Here is a 19,854-nt window from a genome sequence, read left to right as displayed (position 1 = left end):
ACGTCAGGTTGGCATAAGGGTTGCTGTACTCAATAAAGAATATCTTCCGGGAGCTGCAAACGTATCTAATTTCGCTCCTTTACCTGTGCTAAAAACGAAAGGACGGGCATCGCTATGAATATATTCGATCACTATCGTCAGCGTTATGAAGCTGCCAAGGACGAAGAGTTCACACTGCAGGAATTTCTCGCTGTCTGTAAACAGGATCGCAGTGCATACGCCAACGCTGCAGAGCGACTATTGATGGCTATCGGTGAGCCGGTGATGGTTGACACGGCGCAGGAGCCACGCCTTTCCAGAATCTTCTCTAACCGCGTCATGGGACGCTATCCCGCCTTCGAAGAGTTTTATGGTATGGAGGAAGCGATTGAGCAGATCGTCTCCTACCTGAAACACGCTGCGCAAGGCCTGGAAGAGAAGAAACAGATTCTTTATTTGCTGGGGCCGGTCGGTGGCGGTAAATCGTCACTTGCTGAGCGTTTGAAAGCCCTGATGCAACGCGTACCGATCTACGTGCTGAGCGCTGATGGCGAACGCAGCCCGGTAAACGATCATCCTTTGTGCCTGTTCAACCCGCAGGAAGACGCCAATATTCTGGAGAAAGAGTATGGCGTGCCGCGGCGTTACCTGGGCACCATCATGTCGCCGTGGGCGGCAAAACGCCTGCATGACTTCGGCGGCGATATTACCCGCTTCAAAGTGGTCAAAGTCTGGCCTTCTATCCTGGAGCAAGTGGCCATCGCCAAAACGGAACCGGGAGATGAGAACAACCAGGATATCTCTGCATTGGTCGGTAAGGTGGATATCCGCAAACTGGAAAACCACGCGCAAAACGATCCTGACGCTTATGGTTACTCGGGCGCACTGTGCCGCGCGAACCAGGGCATTATGGAATTCGTTGAGATGTTTAAAGCACCGATCAAAGTGCTGCATCCCTTACTGACCGCCACTCAGGAAGGTAATTACAACGGTACTGAAGGGATCTCTGCCCTGCCGTTTAATGGCATCATTCTGGCGCACTCCAACGAATCAGAATGGGTGACTTTCCGTAATAACAAGAACAACGAAGCGTTCCTTGACCGTGTGTATATCGTCAAAGTGCCTTACTGCCTGCGGGTGTCGGAAGAGATCAAAATCTACGACAAACTGCTCAATCACAGTGAGCTGACGACGGCGCCATGTGCCCCGGGCACACTGGAGACCTTAGCGCGCTTCTCTATCCTGTCGCGTTTGAAAGATCCGGAAAACTCCAGCATCTATTCAAAAATGCGCGTCTACGATGGTGAAAGCCTGAAAGATACCGATCCAAAAGCGAAATCATGGCAGGAGTATCATGACTACGCCGGCGTGGATGAGGGCATGAACGGCCTTTCGACCCGCTTCGCGTTTAAGATTCTGTCGCGCGTGTTCAACTTTGATCATGCCGAAGTGGCGGCCAACCCGGTACATTTGTTCTACGTACTGGAGCAACAAATTGAACGCGAGCAGTTCCCGCAGGATCTGGCAGAGAAATACCTTGAGCACCTGAAAGGTTATCTGATCCCGAAATACGCGGAGTTTATCGGCAAAGAGATTCAGACCGCCTATCTGGAGTCTTATTCAGAATACGGCCAGAACATCTTTGACCGCTACGTAACCTACGCCGACTTCTGGATTCAGGATCAGGAGTACCGCGATCCCGATACCGGACAGTTGTTTGATCGTGAATCACTGAATGCCGAGCTGGAAAAAATCGAGAAACCTGCCGGGATCAGTAACCCGAAAGATTTCCGTAACGAGATCGTCAACTTTGTGCTGCGTGCCCGGGCGCAAAATAGTGGACGTAATCCCAACTGGACCAGCTACGAAAAACTGCGCACGGTTATTGAGAAGAAAATGTTCTCCAATACCGAAGAGTTGCTGCCGGTGATTTCGTTTAATACCAAGACCTCAACGGACGAACAGAAAAAACACGATGATTTTGTCGATCGCATGATGGAGAAAGGCTATACCCGCAAGCAGGTACGCCTGCTGTGCGAATGGTATCTGCGCGTGCGTAAATCGTCTTAATCGTTACCTGTAAGCTACGCGGCGCCGCGACGCCGCAACAGGAGGCCGGAGAGGTTCCGGCCTGGCTTGCACTGTAGTTTGGGGGATATGTATGGCCTATTTTATCGATCGGCGTCTGAACGGTAAAAACAAGAGCGCGGTCAATCGGCAGCGTTTCCTGCGCCGTTACAAGTCGCAAATCAAGCAGTCGATCTCCGAGGCCATCAACAAGCGGTCGGTCACCGATGTGGAGAGCGGCGAATCTGTCTCGATTCCTATCGATGACATCAATGAGCCCATTTTCCATCAGGGACGCGGCGGCAGTCGCCATCGCGTGCATCCGGGGAACGATCATTTCGTCCAGAACGACCGCATTGAGCGCCCACAAGGGGGCGGCGGTGGCGGCGGCAGCGGTCAGGGCAACGCCAGTCAGGACGGTGAAGGACAGGATGAGTTTGTTTTCCAGATATCGAAAGATGAATATCTCGATCTGCTGTTTGAAGATCTTGCCTTACCGAATCTGCGTAAAAATCAGCACCGGCAGCTGAATGAGTATAAAACCCACCGCGCAGGCTTTACCTCCAATGGGGTCCCGGCCAACATCAGCGTAGTGCGTTCGTTACAAAACTCACTGGCACGTCGCACTGCGATGACCGCCGGCAAGCGCCGCATGCTACACGAACTGGAAGCCACGCTGACGGAAGTGGAAAACAGTGAACCCGCTCAGTTACTGGAAGAGGAGCGGCTGCGCAAAGAAATTGCCGAACTGCGGGCACGTATTGAACGTGTGCCTTTTATTGATACCTTCGACTTGCGCTACAAGAACTTTGAGAAGCGCCCCGAGCCTTCGAGCCAGGCGGTGATGTTCTGCCTGATGGACGTCTCCGGATCAATGGATCAGGCCACGAAAGACATGGCGAAGCGTTTTTATATTCTGCTCTATCTGTTCCTGAGCCGTACCTATAAAAATGTGGAGGTGGTGTATATCCGTCACCATACGCAGGCGAAAGAAGTCGATGAGCAGGAGTTCTTCTACTCGCAGGAAACCGGCGGCACCATTGTGTCTAGCGCATTGAAGTTAATGGATGAAGTGGTTAAAGAGCGCTATGACCCGGCGCAGTGGAATATTTATGCGGCACAGGCCTCTGATGGTGACAACTGGGCGGATGACTCTCCGTTATGTCATGAGATTCTGGCCAAACATATTTTGCCGGTTGTACGTTATTACAGCTACATCGAAATCACGCGCCGTGCGCACCAGACGCTGTGGCGTGAGTATGAACATCTGCAGGCCATGTTTGATAACTTCGCGATTCAGCACATCCGCGAGCCAGAAGACATTTATCCGGTATTTAGAGAACTTTTCCACAAACAGGTGGCAGAAGCCTGAACATCAAGCCGGTCATTGACCGGCTTTTTCTTTTCCGCGCCACCGCTCATTCGCCTCAAATCCCCGCTGATTTTTCACACAATTTTAACGATCTATGGGATAGCGCTCCGCAGATTGAAAAAATATGCAATTAAGCGCTGACAAGCTATTGATAAGGCATTATCTTTTCACCTTGTCTGTGTGAATCCCCCGCAGTTTGTCATTTTCGCTCGTACCGCAGGAGAACGCCGTTGAATGCCAGCATGATTTACAGTTTGTTTATTATTGGTTCCGTGCTGGTTGCAGCAAGTATTCTTCTGAGTTCATTCTCGTCACGGCTTGGCATCCCTATTCTGGTGATTTTCCTTGCGTTAGGCATGTTGACTGGCGTTGACGGAATTGGCGGCATCGCTTTTGACAACTACCCCGTGGCGTATCTGGTATCCAACCTCGCGCTGGCCATTATTTTGCTGGATGGCGGCATGCGCACCAAAGCCAGCTCATTCAAGGTGGCGCTGGGGCCCGCATTATCGCTCGCCACGGTCGGTGTGATGATAACCGCCGGTTTAACCGGTTTGGCGGCGGCCTGGCTCTTTAAACTCGATTTGATGCAAGGTTTCCTGATTGGCGCGATTATCGGTTCCACCGATGCCGCCGCAGTCTTCTCGCTGCTGGGGGATAAAGGGCTTAACGAACGTGTCAGCTCCACGCTGGAAATTGAATCCGGCAGTAACGATCCTATGGCGGTATTCCTGACCATCACGCTGATTGACATGATCCAGCAAGGCCAGTCAGGCTTAAGCTGGATGTTTGTGGTGCATCTGGTGCAACAGTTCGGTCTCGGTATTGTACTGGGGCTGGGCGGCGGCTGGGCACTACAGCAACTGATAAACCGTATCAATCTGGCACAAGGTCTCTACCCCCTGCTGGCGTTAAGCGGCGGCATCATTGTGTTTGCACTGACCACGGTCATGGAAGGCAGCGGCATACTGGCCGTTTACCTGTGTGGTTATCTGCTGGGTAACAGCCCGATCCGCAACCGTCACGGTATTCTGCAAACCTTCGATGGTATGGCGTGGTTGAGTCAGATCGGCATGTTTATCGTGCTCGGCTTACTGGTGACGCCATCTGATCTGTGGCACATCGCCGTTCCAGCCATGATTTTATCTCTCTGGCTGATTTTGGTGGCGCGCCCGCTTTCAATTCTGGTGGGTCTGTTGCCATTTAAAGGTTTTACCGGCCGCGAACGCATCTTTATCAGTTGGGTTGGCCTGCGTGGCGCAGTCCCTATTATCCTCGCGGTATTCCCGATGATGGCCGGGCTGGAAAACGCCAAGCTCTACTTCAACATCGCCTTCTTCGTGGTTCTCGTGTCGCTAATGCTACAGGGCACCTCGCTGGGCTATGCGGCCAAACGCGCCAAAGTTGTGGTTCCCCCTACTGCCTCACCTATTAGCCGCGTCGGACTGGATATCCACCCTGAAAACCCCTGGGAGCAGTTTGTTTACCAACTCAGTGCTGACAAATGGTGTATCGGTGCCGCGCTGCGTGATTTGCAGATGCCACGCGAAACGCGCATCGCTGCCCTGTTCCGCGATAACGCGCTGATGCATCCCAATGGCAGTACGCGCCTTAAAGAGGGCGATGTGCTATGTGTGATTGGACGTGAACGCGATTTGCCCGCTTTAGGTAAAATGTTCAGTCAGTCGCCACCCGTCGCGCTCGATCAACGCTTCTTTGGTGACTTCATTCTGGATGCCGAGGCACGTTTACGCGATGTGGCGCAAATTTATGGGCTGGAACTTGATGAAACCACCAACGATCAGCAATCCCTCGGTCAACTGGTGATGGGCCTGCTAGGCAGTACACCCGTGGTGGGCGATCAGGTGGAGTGGAACCAATTGACCTGGACCGTGGCGGAGAAAGAGGACAACCAAATCGTTAAAATTGGCGTACGTGTCATGGAAGACAAGGAGTAATCCGAACTGCGAAAACGCCAAAACTGCGTGTGAGCTACTATGATCACTATTCCACCCAGCACAAACGGGAGAAGCGCATGGGACACGTGGTAAAAATTGGTCGTTACGAGATCGTTGATGCAGAACTGAATGCTGAAAAGCTCGATACCATCAGCATTCCCTGCAATACCAACCCCGGCCTGAGTTACCAACTCGATGGCTGGGATCATGAAACCAGTGTGCCGGCGTGGATTGATGGCGAGCCCGTCGATCTGCAGATCGGACACTATGACAAGCAACAAGACCGCTGGGTATTAAAAAAACCCGCCTGATGTACCCCCGCCGCCATCCGCTTCGTATGGCGGTCATTCCTAAAAGCAGTCTTAAAATGAAGCGTTCTATCTGGGTTTTTTTTGGTTTTAACCTTGTATTTCAATTAGCTAACTCACTATTTCACGCAGCATTTATTTCCTTTTAAGACTATTTCCATATTAACTCTGTCAAATAACTCCTGCATACTCTTAAACGTTGCTGCAGCTTTTCGTGACGTACATCACGTCTCAAACGGCCCTTTCCATGCAGCGCTTATGGCAGCATTGACTTATATCGCACTGAAAAATCATTTCTTTTTATTTTCGGTGGACAACTCCTGAGCGCGTACTTGATTCTGGTCAGGCCATCTTTTACTTAAGAAAAGAGAGCAGGTTTTATGGCAAGTACATTGGTAATGAATGATGCAACCCGCTCGTGGAGCGGATTGCGTAAAAATCTCATCGCAAAAGTCGCTTTAAGCTTTTCGGATTTAATTGCTCTGAATCTGGCTTTGTTTCTATCTGCAGCAACCGTTCAGGGTATTTGGGGAGAACTGGACACCTTTATTCCGCCGCAGCAGATTGAATACCGCTTTATCGCTCAATTAGGGCTTTCTGTACTTTGCACCGCGTGGTTTTGGGTGCGCATGCGTCATTACACTTACCGCAAACCGTTTTGGTTCGAGTTAAAAGAGATTGTAAAAACCCTGTTCGTTTTTTCGCTGCTGGATTTGGCGCTGATCGCCATCTCCAAGTGGGACTTCTCGCGCATGGTTTGGGTGTTTAGCTGGACTTACGCACTGCTACTGCTGCCGCTGATGCGTGCGGTGGTCAAGCGAGCCATCAACCGCGCAGGTCAGTGGCAGAAAGAGACCATCATTATTGGTTCAGGCAAGAATGCCATGGAAGCTTATGCAGCACTGCAGAGTGAGGAAATCCTCGGCTACAACGTCCAGGCTTTCATCTCACTGGAAGATGAGCACCATCCTGAGAACGTTAATGGTGTACCCGTGATCACCTGGAAAGACATCAACTGGCAAACGATGGATCGCGACAACACGCAATTTATCGTCGCCACTGAGTTTGAACAGCAGGTGGTGCGCGATAAATGGCTGAAGTTCCTGTCCAAAATGAAGTGCCGCTCGATCTCCGTGATCCCAACCCTGCGCGGCGTGCCGCTTTACGGTACGGATATGTCATTCATCTTCAGCCACGAAGTGATGATCCTGCGCGTCAGTAATAACCTGGCAAAACGTTCTTCTCGCTTCCTCAAGCGTACCTTCGATATTGTGGTCGCCTCCCTGTTGCTGCTGTTCCTCGCCCCGGTATTCGGTCTGCTGTGTGCGATGGTAAAACGTGATGGCGGCAATGCGATCTATGGGCATGAACGTGTTGGGCAGGATGGCGTGAAGTTTAAATGCCTGAAATTCCGTTCGATGGTCACTAACTCTCAGGAAGTGTTGCAAAATCTGCTGGCGACCAGCGAAGAGGCGCGCGCAGAATGGGATCGTGATTTCAAACTGAAAAACGATCCACGTATCACCAAAATTGGCGGTTTCCTGCGTAAAACCAGCCTCGACGAATTGCCGCAGTTGTGGAATGTGATTCGTGGTGAAATGAGTCTGGTGGGTCCACGTCCGGTGATTGAAGTTGAGCTGGAACGCTATGCGGGGGATGTTGATTATTACCTGATGGCGAAACCGGGCATGACCGGTCTGTGGCAGGTGAGCGGTCGTAACGATATCGACTATGATACTCGCGTCTATTTCGATTCCTGGTATGTGAAAAACTGGGCGTTGTGGACCGACATCGCCATTCTGTTTAAAACCGCAGGTGTGGTGTTACGCCGCGACGGGGCCTACTGATCCTACCCGCGATGCGATGTCTGTGTTGTCTCAGCAGACATCGCTTTTTTATTCCTTTCTTTTTCCCTGCTAAGTCATTACCCTTCCCGCTTGTTTAACAGGACGTTTCTGGTTTCAGATGCAAAAATTTACCCTGCTGCTTTTAAGCCTGGTGCTGCTGGCACCACTCGGCATCGATTTATACCTTCCTACTCTGCCGCAAATCGCTGAAGGCCTTAACAGTCCGGTCAGTTTGATTCAGATCACCATCCCGCTGTTCTTACTGGTGATGGGCATCGGCCAGCTGGTGACCGGACCCTTGGTGGATAATTTTGGCCGTAAGCCGATTGCGATCATTGGTCTGGTGCTTTACATCATTGGCAGCGCCGTGGCGGCAACGGCCACCGTATGGCCAGTGTTCTTCCTTGCCCGTTTGATTCAGGGCTGCGCGGTCTGTTGCAGTGCGGTGGTGGCCTTCAGTGGCGTGCGCGATCGTTTAAGCGGTGATGAAGCTGCGCGCGCCTATGGTTTTCTCAATGGTGCATTGAATATTGTGCCGGCATTGGCGCCACTACTGGGTGGTATCCTTGCTGAAGCCTACGGCTGGCGAGCGCCCTTCTGGTTCCTGTGTGGCTATGCTGCAGTCATTGGTTTGATTGTGGTGTTCTTCCTGCCGGAAACCCGTCCAGCCGATACGTTACGCGTCAAAGGATTGCCGTTAGCGCAATATGCGGCGATTGCACGTGAGCCGCGTTTTCTTGCCTTCGCGTTTGCCAACGCGGGTGCGCTCGGCATGGTGCTGACTTATGTGTCACTTGCCCCCCACGTGCTAATGACGGAAGGGGGTCTGACGCCCCTGCAATTCTCCTTTGCCTTTGGTGCCAACGGCTTTTGGATCATGCTGGTCAGTGCGTTTGTGAATAAGACTATCCGTAAAGCCGGACGCCCGTTCTGCCTGGCGATGGGCTTTGTCACCATGCTGCTGGGTGCCATTCTGCTGCTGGCGGGAATGACGCTGTTGCCTGGCGCATGGCAGACACACTGGGCGCTGTATATGATTCCGGTGGCGGTATCGGTTGCAGGACTGGCCTTTACCGTTGGCCCCGCCACCAGCTACGCGTTAGAACCGTATCAGCAGCAGGCAGGCGTTGCCGCGGCCTTGCAGGGGTTTATTCAGATGGCGTGCGGCGCGGGTGGCAGCCTGATGATTGTGGCATTGCCGGTCGCAGAAAAATCAGCACTGGCTTTAATGATGCTTTTAGGTGCAGCGCTGGCCCTGAGTGCCTGGCGCTGCAGTAAGAAGATGCACGGCAGCGTGACCGCGCTTAAATAATCTCAACTGGTACGCGGGGCGCGAGCGCACACATCAGCTCGTAGCCCACCGTGCCAGCGGCTTTCGCCACCTCATCGATTTTCACCTGATTGCCCCACAGTTCCACTTTGGAACCAATCCCGGCCTGCGGGCAAGGTTCGAGGTCAATCATCATCATATCCATGGAGATCGCGCCCAGCGTCTGGGTACGAATACCGTCAACGCTGACTGGCGTGCCGGTTGGCGCATGGCGCGGATAGCCATCTGCATAGCCGCAGGCCACAATACCAATGCGCTGTGCGCCCGATGCATGATAGCGATAGCCATAGCCCACGCCGTCACCAGCACTGAGCTGCTGCACACCAATGATTTCACTGTTCAGCGTCATCACCGGCTGCAAGCCGCTGCTGGCAATATCCTGCCAATTCCCACTTGGCGATGCGCCATAGAGAATGATCCCCGGACGCACCCAGTCAAAGTGCGCCTCTGGATGCCACAAAGTGGCGGCAGAGTTGGAGAGCGAGCGCGGGCAATCCAGACCTTCGGCGGCCAGTTCAACGCGCTTCATCGGTTCGATAAGTCCTTCCGGGTTTTCCGCGTCCGCAAAATGTGCCATCAGCGTCATCTCACCGACGTTAGGGAGCGCACGCAGTTTCTGCCACGCCGCCTGCAACTGTTCCGGACGGAAACCCAGCCGATTCATGCCGCTGTTCATCTTCACATAGATATCAACCGGTGCAGAAAGTGAAGCTTTGGCCAGCGCCTGAATCTGCCAGTTGCTGTGCACACTGGTGGTCAAACGATAACGATCGATCAAGGTTAAATCTTCGGCATGGAAGAAACCTTCCAGCAACAGAATCGGTTTTTTCCAACCCTGCTCACGCAACAGAATCGCTTCTTCCATATTCAACAGCGCGAAACCATCGGTCTCTGCCAGACTTTGCCAGGCACGCGCGATACCGTGCCCGTAAGCATTGGCTTTGACCACTGACCAAACCCGCGACTGCGGTGCAGCCTGCCGTACAATCGCGAGATTGTGGCGCAGCGCCTGTTGGTTAATGGTGGCGCCAGTAGGACGTGACATGCTTGTGCTCTCCCTGAGGTCTCAACGCGCCGCGTTAGCGTTACGCAACGGCGACGAATGGGGTTCGAAACCCGGCAGGTAGCGCAGTACTGACAAATCGTCTGCGGCAATCGCCGGTTTCTGACCGGAAATCAAATCGGCCAAAAGCTGACCGGAACCACAGGCCATGGTCCATCCCAGCGTTCCGTGACCGGTGTTGAGATAGAGATTGGACAGCGGTGTACGCCCGACAATCGGCGTGCCGTCCGGCGTCATCGGACGCAATCCTGTCCAGAACGTGGCCTGTTCAACAAAACCGCCTTCAGGATAGAGATCGCTGACCACCATCTCCAGCGTTTCACGTCGTGCAGGCGTCAGTTTGGTGTTAAAACCAACAATTTCCGCCATGCCCCCCACGCGGATGCGATCGTCAAAGCGCGTGACCGCCACTTTGTAGGTTTCATCAAGGATGGTGGAGACGGGGGCTGCGTCTGGATTCTTAATCGGAATAGTGAGGGAATAGCCTTTAAGCGGATAGACCGGAATTGACACGATGTCTTTCAGCAGCGCGGTCGAGTAGGAACCGAACGCCACCACATAGGCGTCCGCCTTAATCACCTCTTCGCCACACTTCACGCCGTAAATACGATTGCCTTCACGCAGCAGTTGGTCAACCTGAGTGTCGTAGCGGAAGGTGACACCCGCAGCGGCTGCCATCTCGGCCAGGCGCTGCGTAAACAGCTGGCAGTCTCCGGTTTCATCATTCGGTAAACGCAGCCCGCCGGTCAGTTTATGTGCCGTCGTGGCCAGCGCCGGTTCAACGCTGTGTAACTGGTGTGCTTCTAGGAGTTCGTAAGGCACGCCGGCATCTTTGAGTACGGCAATATCTTTGCTGGCGCTCTCAAACTGTTGCTGAGTGCGGAACAACTGCAAGGTGCCGCCCTGCCGGCCTTCATAGGCGATACCGGTCGAGGCGCGCAATGCTTTCAGGCAATCACGACTGTATTCCGCGATACGTACCATGCGTCCTTTGTTTTCCTGATAATGGCGCATGTCACAGTTGCGCAGCATGTTCCACATCCATTCCAGCTGGAACTTGCTGCCATCGAGGCGGACGGCCAATGGCGCGTGGCGCTGGAACATCCATTTAACCGCTTTCAGTGGCACACCCGGTGCCGCCCAAGGCGCCGCATAACCTGGAGAGATCTGGCCAGCGTTACCGGCACTGGTTTCCAGCGCGGCCCCCGGCTGGCGATCGATGACCGTCACCTCATGTCCAGCCTGCGCCAGATACCAGGCACTCGCCACTCCCACGACACCACTTCCAAGAATCACTACGCGCATAAGCCCCTCGCCGCGGCAAAAGCATAATCAACTATGAATGCTGTTTGTATCAGCATAACCAGACAGCACTTCTTATCTTACATTCGACAGACATATTTCACATGTTTTTCACCTTCCTGCACACAGAAATCATGAGTCAGTGCAAAAATCAGGATTTTTTATGCCATAAAACCATTAATCAGCAATTTATTATGCGTAAGGGAGTGCTTTTCTCTTTTTTCAGGAGAAAGCGTCGCAGTCATATAATGCGCTTATAAACAGAGTTTTATTCTGCAAGTTAGCTAAAAACCAAGAGTTGTCATCAGTAATGACTTAAGCGACGATTTTTGAATGATTTTCTGCCAAAAGAATTCGATTGAGTTCCGGTTTCGGATAAGCGACAGTGGACTATCATTGAAGTGTTCGCTCAGTTTTATTGGGCCGTCTTTCTCAGGATGAAGCCTTAAACGATCGTGACAGGTGACACTCCGTTGCCTGCCGCTTGCAAAACAGAGGTGCGCTATGACGACAATCTTTGACGAGCCAACCCGGAGCAGTAAACGACTCAGTGATGGACCCGACTGGACCTTTGAACTGCTTGATGTTTATCTGGCAGAAATTGACCGTGTAGCGAAAAGCTACGGGCTTGATACCTATCCGCATCAAATCGAAGTCATCACCTCCGAACAAATGATGGATGCCTACTCCAGCGTGGGTATGCCGATTAACTATGCCCACTGGTCGTTCGGTAAAAAATTTATTGAAACCGAACAACGCTATAAACATGGTCAGCAGGGCTTAGCCTACGAGATCGTCATCAACTCCAATCCTTGTATTGCTTATTTAATGGAAGAGAACACCATGACCATGCAGGCGCTGGTGATGGCGCACGCGTGCTATGGGCACAACTCTTTCTTTAAAAATAACTATTTATTCCGCAGCTGGACCGATGCCAGCTCCATCGTCGATTACCTGTTATTCGCGCGTAACTACATCACTGATTGCGAAGAGCGATATGGCGTCGAAGAAGTGGAGCGGCTGCTCGACTCCTGCCATGCTCTGATGAACTACGGCGTTGATCGCTACAAGCGTCCGCAAAAAATTTCGCTGCAGGAAGAGAAAGCGCGGCAAAAAAGCCGTGAAGAGTATCTGCAGAGCCAGGTGAATACGTTATGGCGCACCCTGCCACGTAAAGAGAAGGAGTCCGTGCACGTGGAAGCGGCGCGCTATCCTTCGGAACCGCAGGAAAATCTGCTCTACTTTATGGAAAAAAACGCCCCGCTGCTGGAATCCTGGCAACGTGAGGTGCTGCGCATCGTGCGTAAGGTCAGCCAGTATTTTTACCCGCAGAAACAGACGCAGGTGATGAACGAAGGATGGGCGACGTTCTGGCATTACACCATCCTCAACCATCTATACGACGAAGGGAAAGTGTCGGAACGCTTTATGATGGAGTTCCTGCACAGCCACACCAATGTGGTGTATCAGCCACCGTATAACAGCCAGTGGTATAACGGCATAAACCCTTACGCTTTGGGCTTCGCCATGTTCCAGGATATCAAGCGTATCTGCCAGTCACCGACGGAAGAAGATCGCTACTGGTTCCCGGATATTGCGGGTTCCGACTGGCTGAAAACGCTGCACTTTGCCATGCGCGAGTTTAAAGATGAGAGTTTCATCAGCCAATTCCTGTCACCCAAAGTGATGCGAGACTTCCGCCTGTTTACGGTAATGGATGACGATCGCAATAACTTCCTGGAAATTGCCGCGATCCACGATGAGGCAGGCTATCGCGCCATCCGCCAGCAACTGTCAGCACAGTACAACCTGAGCAATCTGGAGCCTAACATTCAGGTCTATAATGTGGATCTGCGCGGCGACCGTTCGCTGACCTTACGCTACGTGCCACAGCAACGCGCGCCGTTGGATAAAAGCCGCCGCGAAGTGCTAAAGCATGTGCATCGGTTGTGGGGTTTCGATGTGATTCTGGAACAACAGAACGAAGATGGCAGCGTTGAGTTGCTGGACCGTTCGCCTTCACGTGGCCCGGCACTGTAAGCATAAAAAAACCGGACTGTTAAAGTCCGGTTTTCTTTTAGCGCTTGCTGGCTAAATCATCGGGCATGCTTTTTTGCATGCTATGCCAGATTTCTCCACTGCGACGACCATACTCACGTACTGTATCGACAATCTGGTCCTGTGTGGGATTCACACTGCACAAATCCGCCAGTTGACGATAGAAGCTACGAGCCTGCTGACGCGCCTCAGAATTAGAGAAGTAGTGGCGCCCCACGCGGGTATACAGCCCTTTCAAACCGTTCAGGATCAATCCATAAATCGGGTTACCGGAGGCAAAGGCCAAACCACGGAACACGCGATAATCCAGTTCGGTGTAAGCTTCTGCTTTATCCTCTTCGCTCAGTGCAGTTTCCAGCACCTCGCGCGCTTTGTCCGGATGATGGCGCAGTGCGCGGCTGATAAAAATCGACGCGATATTGGTACGCACCGACAGCAGATTATCAATCAACTGCGGTACGCTATCGTGATCGAGGCGGGCAAGCGTTTCGAGAATGTTAAGACCGGAGGTTTCCCAGAAATCATTCACGCGCGTGGGTTTACCATGCTGAATGGTTAACCATCCATCACGTGCCAGACGCTGTAAAACTTCACGCAGCGTAGTGCGCGTGACGCCAATCAGTTCAGAAAGCTCACGTTCAGCAGGCAGAATAGACCCCGGCGGAAAGCGACTGTTCCAGATGCTTTCAATAATATACTCTTCAGCAAATCCTGCGGGGCTTTGCGCCTTAATCACCATAGCATTTATTTCTCATTGCTTTCTTTGTCGTAATGGCACTCATCATACCAGAGCGGCTATAGCGGAAATAGACTGACAATCGATTAAAAGCGCGCGCTGGCGCAAAATTCAGCGGTGTTTTTAACCGGTCAGACGGCAACGCACTCGTTTGCGTGGTATGGACCTTCTGTCACCTCCGCTTGATCAGTAAATGCGATTTTTATGGCCTGGATCAGGCTTAAGTCATTTTTGTACATGATTTTTTCCCCTTACCTGGCTGGCACGGTTACGCTTTTGGTTTACACTGCGAAGCATTAATGGTTACAGGATAAGCAATATGTTGCGATATTTGAATCAATGCTCACGAGGACGCGGGGCATGGTTATTGCTGGCTCTGACAGCACTGGCTTTTGAACTGACTGCACTCTTCTTTCAACACGTCATGGGACTGAAACCCTGCGTGATGTGTATCTACGAACGTTGTGCGCTGTTTGGCGTCATGGGTGCAGGTATCGTTGGCGCGTTCGCCCCGAAGTCCCTGCCACTGCGCTGGGCCGCTATCCTGATTTGGCTCTACAGCGCTTATAAGGGCTTAATGCTTTCGATTGAACATACGAATATTCAGCTGCACCCGAATCCGTTTGTCACTTGTGACTTTGCCGCGCGCTTCCCGACCTGGCTGCCGTTGGATAAATGGCTGCCATCGGTATTTGTAGCCAGCGGTGATTGTGCTGAACGCAGCTGGACATTCCTGACATGGAGTATGCCGCAGTGGATGATCGTCATCTTTGCCGCGTATCTGCTGGTTGGGGCACTGGTACTGATTGCCCAGCCGTTTAAGCCAAAACGCCGCGATCTGTTTAGCCGCTAATCAAAACAAAACAGGCAGCTCTCGCTGCCTGTTATCACGTCAACCGTTACGATCGGGCCGATCGATAATGTGATCTTCCCAGTCGCGCACTTCACTCTCCCGCACCGCGATATACCGCACCGAGATACGCTGCGCATGCATCGCTTTTTTCGAACCGGCCACCAATGGATGCCAGGCAGGCAATGTGCCGCCTTCGCCTAACAGACGATAGGCGCAGGTGCGCGGCAACCAGTTAAAGGTGGTGAGGTTTTCACGCGTCAGCTTGATACAGTCCTCTTCAAATTCAAACCGGCGCTCGTAGTTACGGCACTGGCAGGTTTTGATGTTCAGCTGATTGCAGGCCACATTGGTGAAATAGATTTCGTCGGTGTCCGCATCCTGCAACTTATTCAGGCAGCACTGGCCGCAGCCGTCGCACAGTGATTCCCACTCTGCATCGTCCATTTGGTCAAGGCGTTTTGTCTGCCAGAAAGGTTGTTCAGTCATGATCGCGGTCCGGGTTGTGCAATAAGACCGCACCTTATAAAGGGTTAGGTGCGGTGATGCAAGTTTTACAGTACGCGGGTGGTAATTCCGTGACCGGCCAGCGAGATTTCGAGTTTATCGCCAGATCGCATTGGCCCGACACCTTCCGGGGTGCCCGTCAGAATCACATCGCCGGCGCGCAGCGTAAAGTACTGACTCATATAGGCAATCAGCGGCAGGATTTTGTGAATCATATCCGCCGTGCTGCCATGCTGGCGCACTTCACCATTCACCACCAGTTTCAGTTCGGTGTCTTGCGGGTCGCCGCTGAATTCAGAAACCGGAATAAAACCTGACAGCGGGCAGGAGTTATCAAACCCTTTGGATTTTTCCCACGGCTGCCCGGCTTTTTTTAAGCCCGCCTGCACATCGCGCAGCGTCAGATCCAGTGCCACGCCATATCCGGCAATGGCCTTCACCACATGCTCTTCACTGGCTTGCTTCAGTGTTGATCCAATCAACACTGCCAGTTCCACTTCGTGATGCACTTCGCCGAAGTTAGCGGGAATTGAGAGCGGCTGACGCAGATCGCACACCGCCGTTTCCGGTTTGATAAACACCACCGGTTCTGTCGGCGTGGCGCTGCCCATTTCCTTGATGTGCTTCGCATAGTTGCTGCCTACGCAAACCACTTTGCTGACGGGATAATCCAACAAAGCGCCCTGCCAGTTACGATGCTGATACATGCTGTTCCCCTGCATTAGTTGTGTTTGATGCCAGTCTGACTGGCGGATAGGTCAGGTTCAGCGCCGGAACGCGGCAAGCTGAGGAAGATTATATTAGCGGTTTTATAGCGGCAGACGTGGCGGAAATTGTCAAAAGTCGTTAATCATGCTCAACAAACAGGATCACCGCCGGAGATTATTGCCCGCAATATTGCTTTAAAGCGGGCGAATAATTAATGCAAATAACACTGAGGATATTTACAGGGCATATTTACAGATGAATCCGAATTAAACTTTTTTACTCTGATCAAGATGAATGTTGAGCAGACTTTCAACCGGTGGTGGGATCTGTAAATAATAGCCTTGATCGCTCAAACCTTGCTTAACTTTATTGATATCTGCATTAGCCAGTTTTTCGCGTTTGTCCAGTGACAGCACCATTGCTAACTGGGGTTTACCAAAGCCACGCAGCAGTTCTTCAGGAACGCGCGAAAAATCGTCTTTTTTTTCAACATAAAGATAAGTTTGTTCACGTTGCGGGCTTCTGTAGATCACACAAAACATATTTTTTACTCGAATTAACCTGTGGCGTCACTTGCCTGAATATAGCAGTAACTATAACATGCTTGCAGAACTTCGAATATTGACCGTTTGATGTTAATGACGATTTTATCGACGTACATCTTAGGGTCGTAAAACAGGACTGAGTCAGGACAGATGTCGCAAACGCCAATCGAATTCAAGGGAAGCAGTTTTACCCTGTCAGTGGTTCATCTGCACCATTCACAACCCGAGGTGATTCGTCAGGCGCTGCAGGACAAAATCGACCAGGCACCTGCGTTTTTGCAGAATGCGCCGGTGGTGCTCAATGTGTCAGCGCTGAACGGTGACATCAACTGGAAGCAGATGCAGCAGGCGGTCATCGCCACTGGTTTACGGATTGTTGGTGTCAGCGGTTGTAAAGATGAAGCCCTGAAAAAGATGATTGCCCGAGCAGGCTTGCCGGTGTTGTCAGAAGGCAAAGAGAATCGCAAGCGTGCAGAAGCGCCAGTGGCAGAAGATGCGCCGCCGATCGTGGCACCGGTGGCTGAAACCGCCAGTAAAACCCGCATCATCAATACGCCAGTGCGCTCAGGCCAACAAATTTACGCACGGAATGCCGACCTTATCGTCACCAACAGCGTCAGCGCCGGTGCCGAACTGGTGGCAGACGGCAATATTCATATTTACGGCATGATGCGTGGTCGTGCGCTGGCGGGTGCCAGTGGCGAACGTGACAGCCAGATTTTTTGTACCAACCTCGCAGCCGAGTTGGTCTCTATTGCCGGGGAATATTGGATCATGGATCAGATACCGGCGGAATTCTTTGGTAAAGCCGCGCGCCTGTGCCTTAAAGAGGGCGCGCTCACCATTCAGACACTTTATTAGGCCCCTTTTCTTTCGTTAAGGAAATCAACATTTATGGCACGCATCATTGTAGTTACATCGGGTAAAGGGGGCGTTGGCAAGACCACGTCAAGCGCGGCCATCGCAACCGGTTTAGCGCAGAAAGGCAAGAAAACTGTCGTGATCGATTTTGATATCGGTCTGCGTAACCTCGACCTGATCATGGGCTGTGAACGCCGTGTGGTTTATGACTTCGTCAACGTCATCCAGGGCGATGCAACACTGAACCAGGCACTGATTCGTGACAAGCGCACGGAGCAACTCTATATTCTGCCTGCTTCACAAACACGTGATAAAGATGCGCTGACCCGCGAAGGCGTGGAAAAAGTATTAAACGACCTGGCCGCGATGGAGTTCGACTTCATCGTATGTGATTCCCCTGCGGGTATCGAAACCGGTGCGTTGATGGCACTGTACTTTGCGGATGAAGCGATTATCACCACCAACCCGGAAGTCTCTTCCGTGCGTGACTCCGACCGCATCCTCGGCATTATCTCTTCTAAATCGCGTCGTGCTGAAAACAGCCAGGACCCGGTGAAAGAACATCTGCTACTGACACGTTATAACCCAGGCCGCGTGACGCGTGGCGACATGCTGAGCATGGAAGACGTGCTGGAGATTCTGCGTATACCACTGGTGGGTGTGATCCCGGAAGATCAGTCGGTACTTCGTGCTTCTAACCAGGGTGAGCCGGTCATTCTCGACGCTAACTCTGACGCCGGTAAAGCTTACGCTGATACCGTAGATCGCCTGCTTGGCGAAGAACGCCCCTTCCGCTTTATTGAAGAAGAGAAGAAGGGTTTCCTGAAACGCCTGTTCGGGGGATAACCAATGGCATTATTAGATTTCTTTTATCCCGTAAGAAGAACACAGCCAACATAGCCAAGGAAAGGCTGCAAATTATCGTAGCCGAGCGCAGAAGGGGCGACAGTGAGCCCCATTATCTGCCGCAACTGAAGCGCGATATTTTGGAAGTGATCTGTAAGTACGTGAAAATTGACCCGGATATGGTGACCGTTCAGCTGGATCAGAAAGGGGACGATATCTCCATCCTGGAACTCAACGTCACACTGCCGGAGACGGAGACGGAAGACGTTCCTAAATGATTGTAGCGGGTTCCTGATTTTCCCCTGCGTTGTGCGCAGGGGAAAACATTCCGCTTATAGCGCCTGCAGGATCTCGTCGATTCGTTTTTGCAGCAATTCACCACGCCAGCCAGTCAGTAATTCTGGTGTACGGCATCCGCTTTTCAAACCCCAGTAAACGCTTAACACCTGATTGATTTGGCGACGTGAAGCCAATAGCTCCTGACTGAAACCCGTCTCTTCGCTTACCTGTAACACCAGCGCTTTGATGGCTTTAAATGCCTGTTTGTAATGTGGATGGTCAATCAGATTGGGCAACGGTTGTGGCAAGGTCGCTTCATCCTGAGCCTGAGCTTCCGCCACCAGCGCCACCATCGCTTTCCCGTGGAAGCGGATTTCATGACCGTTCAGGCCCAGATGATCGAGTTCCCCCAGGCTACCCGGCATAAAGCGCGCTACTTTCCACAGATTCTCTTCACGTACCACAAAATTCACGGCCATGTCTTTCTGGCGGGCGATGTTCAAGCGCCATGCCGCCAGGCGTTGCAGCGCTGCCAACTGGCGCGGACGCAACTGCCATGCGTTGGTGATGTCGCGCCATGCATCCTCTGGCTGCAAAACGTCAAGACGGCGCTGGCAAAGATTATCGCATTCGCTCAGCGCTGCAGCCATGTTGCCTGCGGCTTGCGTCTGCTCAACTAACTGATGGGCAATCGGCAGAAGATACGCGACATCTGCTGCAGCATAGTCGCATTGACGCTCAGTCAGCGGGCGCGCCAGCCAGTCAGTACGGGATTCGCTCTTATCCAGTTCGATTTGGTTAAAGTGATTAACCATCGAAGCGAAGCCCCATGACAGCGGCTGCCCAGCGAAGGCCGCCAGGATTTGAGTATCGATCATCGGATCGGGCAGGCATTTAAAACGATGCAAGAAAACTTCAAGATCTTCGCCACCGGCGTGCAGGAATTTTGTCACCTGCTTGTCTTGCAGCAGTGCGATGAACGGCGTCCAGTCACTGATGTTAAGCGGATCGATCAGAACCAGTTGTTCACCATCGAACAGCTGGATCAGACCCAACTGCGGATAGTAAGTGCGCGTGCGCACGAATTCAGTATCCAGCGCAACGGCATCATGCTGGCGCGCTTGTTCGCACACGGCAGCCAGCTGGCTGTTTTGGTCGATCAAAGTGTAATTCACGTATTCATTCTCGCTGCGGCACACTTCGCGCAGCGCTCCATGTTAAAAGCAATAAAAACGCCG

At 52.3% G+C, this 19,854-nt stretch carries 17 protein-coding genes and 1 pseudogene; 11 read left to right on the top strand and 7 right to left on the bottom strand.

The annotated features are described in order from the left end of the window. Positions 1-114: 114 nt before the first annotated feature. From yeaG to LH22_RS11250, 6 genes are all read left to right on the top strand, one after another. The gene (yeaG, locus tag LH22_RS11275) at positions 115-2,049 is read left to right on the top strand and encodes a protein kinase YeaG (RefSeq protein WP_038646623.1); all 1,935 of its coding nucleotides are present in this window, start codon (positions 115-117) and stop codon (positions 2,047-2,049) included. 91 nt (positions 2,050-2,140) lie between these two features. Beyond that, on the top strand, positions 2,141-3,418 hold the full coding sequence (locus tag LH22_RS11270; RefSeq protein ID WP_034828771.1) for a YeaH/YhbH family protein: 1,278 nt from the start codon (positions 2,141-2,143) through the stop codon (positions 3,416-3,418). Between the two features lie 230 nt (positions 3,419-3,648). Next, a complete protein-coding gene (locus tag LH22_RS11265) occupies positions 3,649-5,376 on the top strand; it encodes a potassium/proton antiporter (RefSeq protein WP_038646621.1) in 1,728 nt (575 codons plus the stop codon). 77 nt (positions 5,377-5,453) lie between these two features. Next, complete coding sequence (locus LH22_RS11260; RefSeq protein WP_034828766.1) at positions 5,454-5,687, top strand: DUF1480 family protein; 234 nt, start codon at positions 5,454-5,456, stop codon at positions 5,685-5,687. A 377-nt stretch (positions 5,688-6,064) separates the two neighbouring features. Then, positions 6,065-7,531 carry an undecaprenyl-phosphate galactose phosphotransferase WbaP gene (gene wbaP / locus LH22_RS11255; protein WP_038646619.1) on the top strand — a complete coding sequence of 489 codons (1,467 nt, stop codon included), beginning with the start codon at positions 6,065-6,067 and terminating at the stop codon, positions 7,529-7,531. 118 nt (positions 7,532-7,649) lie between these two features. Beyond that, a complete protein-coding gene (locus LH22_RS11250) occupies positions 7,650-8,843 on the top strand; it encodes a multidrug effflux MFS transporter (RefSeq protein WP_038646617.1) in 1,194 nt (397 codons plus the stop codon). Here LH22_RS11250 and dadX read toward each other — a convergent pair. Both dadX and LH22_RS11240 read right to left on the bottom strand, forming a co-directional pair. Continuing rightward, the gene (dadX, locus tag LH22_RS11245) at positions 8,836-9,906 is read right to left on the bottom strand and encodes a catabolic alanine racemase DadX (protein ID WP_038646615.1); all 1,071 of its coding nucleotides are present in this window, start codon (positions 9,904-9,906) and stop codon (positions 8,836-8,838) included. The two genes, LH22_RS11250 and dadX, sit on opposite strands and share 8 nt — an antisense overlap. A gap of 21 nt (positions 9,907-9,927) precedes the next feature. Beyond that, positions 9,928-11,229, bottom strand: coding sequence for a D-amino acid dehydrogenase (locus LH22_RS11240; RefSeq protein WP_038646613.1), 1,302 nt, complete (start codon positions 11,227-11,229; stop codon positions 9,928-9,930). A gap of 501 nt (positions 11,230-11,730) precedes the next feature. On the opposite strand from LH22_RS11240, the gene LH22_RS11235 reads away from it, so the two are divergent. Further along, entirely contained in the window at positions 11,731-13,266 is a 1,536-nt protein-coding gene (locus tag LH22_RS11235; protein WP_034828757.1) for a SpoVR family protein, read from the top strand. A 37-nt stretch (positions 13,267-13,303) separates the two neighbouring features. On the opposite strand, the gene fadR is transcribed toward LH22_RS11235, so the two are convergent. Next, the gene (fadR, locus tag LH22_RS11230) at positions 13,304-14,023 is read right to left on the bottom strand and encodes a fatty acid metabolism transcriptional regulator FadR (RefSeq protein WP_038646611.1); all 720 of its coding nucleotides are present in this window, start codon (positions 14,021-14,023) and stop codon (positions 13,304-13,306) included. A 316-nt stretch (positions 14,024-14,339) separates the two neighbouring features. On the opposite strand from fadR, the gene dsbB reads away from it, so the two are divergent. After that, positions 14,340-14,873 carry a disulfide bond formation protein DsbB gene (dsbB, locus tag LH22_RS11225; protein WP_034828752.1) on the top strand — a complete coding sequence of 178 codons (534 nt, stop codon included), beginning with the start codon at positions 14,340-14,342 and terminating at the stop codon, positions 14,871-14,873. Between the two features lie 39 nt (positions 14,874-14,912). Here dsbB and LH22_RS11220 read toward each other — a convergent pair whose 3' ends face one another. From LH22_RS11220 to LH22_RS11210, 3 genes are all read right to left on the bottom strand, one after another. Further along, positions 14,913-15,359, bottom strand: a complete 447-nt coding sequence (locus tag LH22_RS11220) for a YcgN family cysteine cluster protein (RefSeq protein WP_038646609.1) — start codon at positions 15,357-15,359, stop codon at positions 14,913-14,915. 65 nt (positions 15,360-15,424) lie between these two features. After that, complete coding sequence (locus LH22_RS11215; protein WP_038646607.1) at positions 15,425-16,084, bottom strand: fumarylacetoacetate hydrolase family protein; 660 nt, start codon at positions 16,082-16,084, stop codon at positions 15,425-15,427. A 267-nt stretch (positions 16,085-16,351) separates the two neighbouring features. Further along, entirely contained in the window at positions 16,352-16,627 is a 276-nt protein-coding gene (locus LH22_RS11210) for a YcgL domain-containing protein (RefSeq protein ID WP_038646605.1), read from the bottom strand. A gap of 153 nt (positions 16,628-16,780) precedes the next feature. Here LH22_RS11210 and minC point away from each other — a divergent pair, with 153 nt between their 5' ends. The 3 genes and pseudogenes from minC to minE all read left to right on the top strand — a co-directional run bounded on the left by minC (position 16,781) and on the right by minE (position 18,615). Continuing rightward, positions 16,781-17,491 carry a septum site-determining protein MinC gene (gene minC / locus LH22_RS11205; RefSeq protein ID WP_038646603.1) on the top strand — a complete coding sequence of 237 codons (711 nt, stop codon included), beginning with the start codon at positions 16,781-16,783 and terminating at the stop codon, positions 17,489-17,491. 33 nt (positions 17,492-17,524) lie between these two features. Beyond that, a complete protein-coding gene (minD, locus tag LH22_RS11200; protein ID WP_034828743.1) occupies positions 17,525-18,337 on the top strand; it encodes a septum site-determining protein MinD in 813 nt (270 codons plus the stop codon). 3 nt (positions 18,338-18,340) lie between these two features. Next, a pseudogene (minE, locus tag LH22_RS11195) lies at positions 18,341-18,615 on the top strand (cell division topological specificity factor MinE). 54 nt (positions 18,616-18,669) lie between these two features. Here the strand turns inward: minE and rnd are convergent. Beyond that, the gene (gene rnd / locus LH22_RS11190; protein ID WP_038650065.1) at positions 18,670-19,791 is read right to left on the bottom strand and encodes a ribonuclease D; all 1,122 of its coding nucleotides are present in this window, start codon (positions 19,789-19,791) and stop codon (positions 18,670-18,672) included. Positions 19,792-19,854: the final 63 nt, after the last annotated feature.

Source organism: Pantoea rwandensis, from assembly GCF_000759475.1.
In the GTDB taxonomy this organism is placed as follows: Bacteria; Pseudomonadota; Gammaproteobacteria; order Enterobacterales; family Enterobacteriaceae; genus Pantoea; species Pantoea rwandensis_B.
This window is presented reverse-complemented; position numbering and strand designations above follow the sequence as displayed.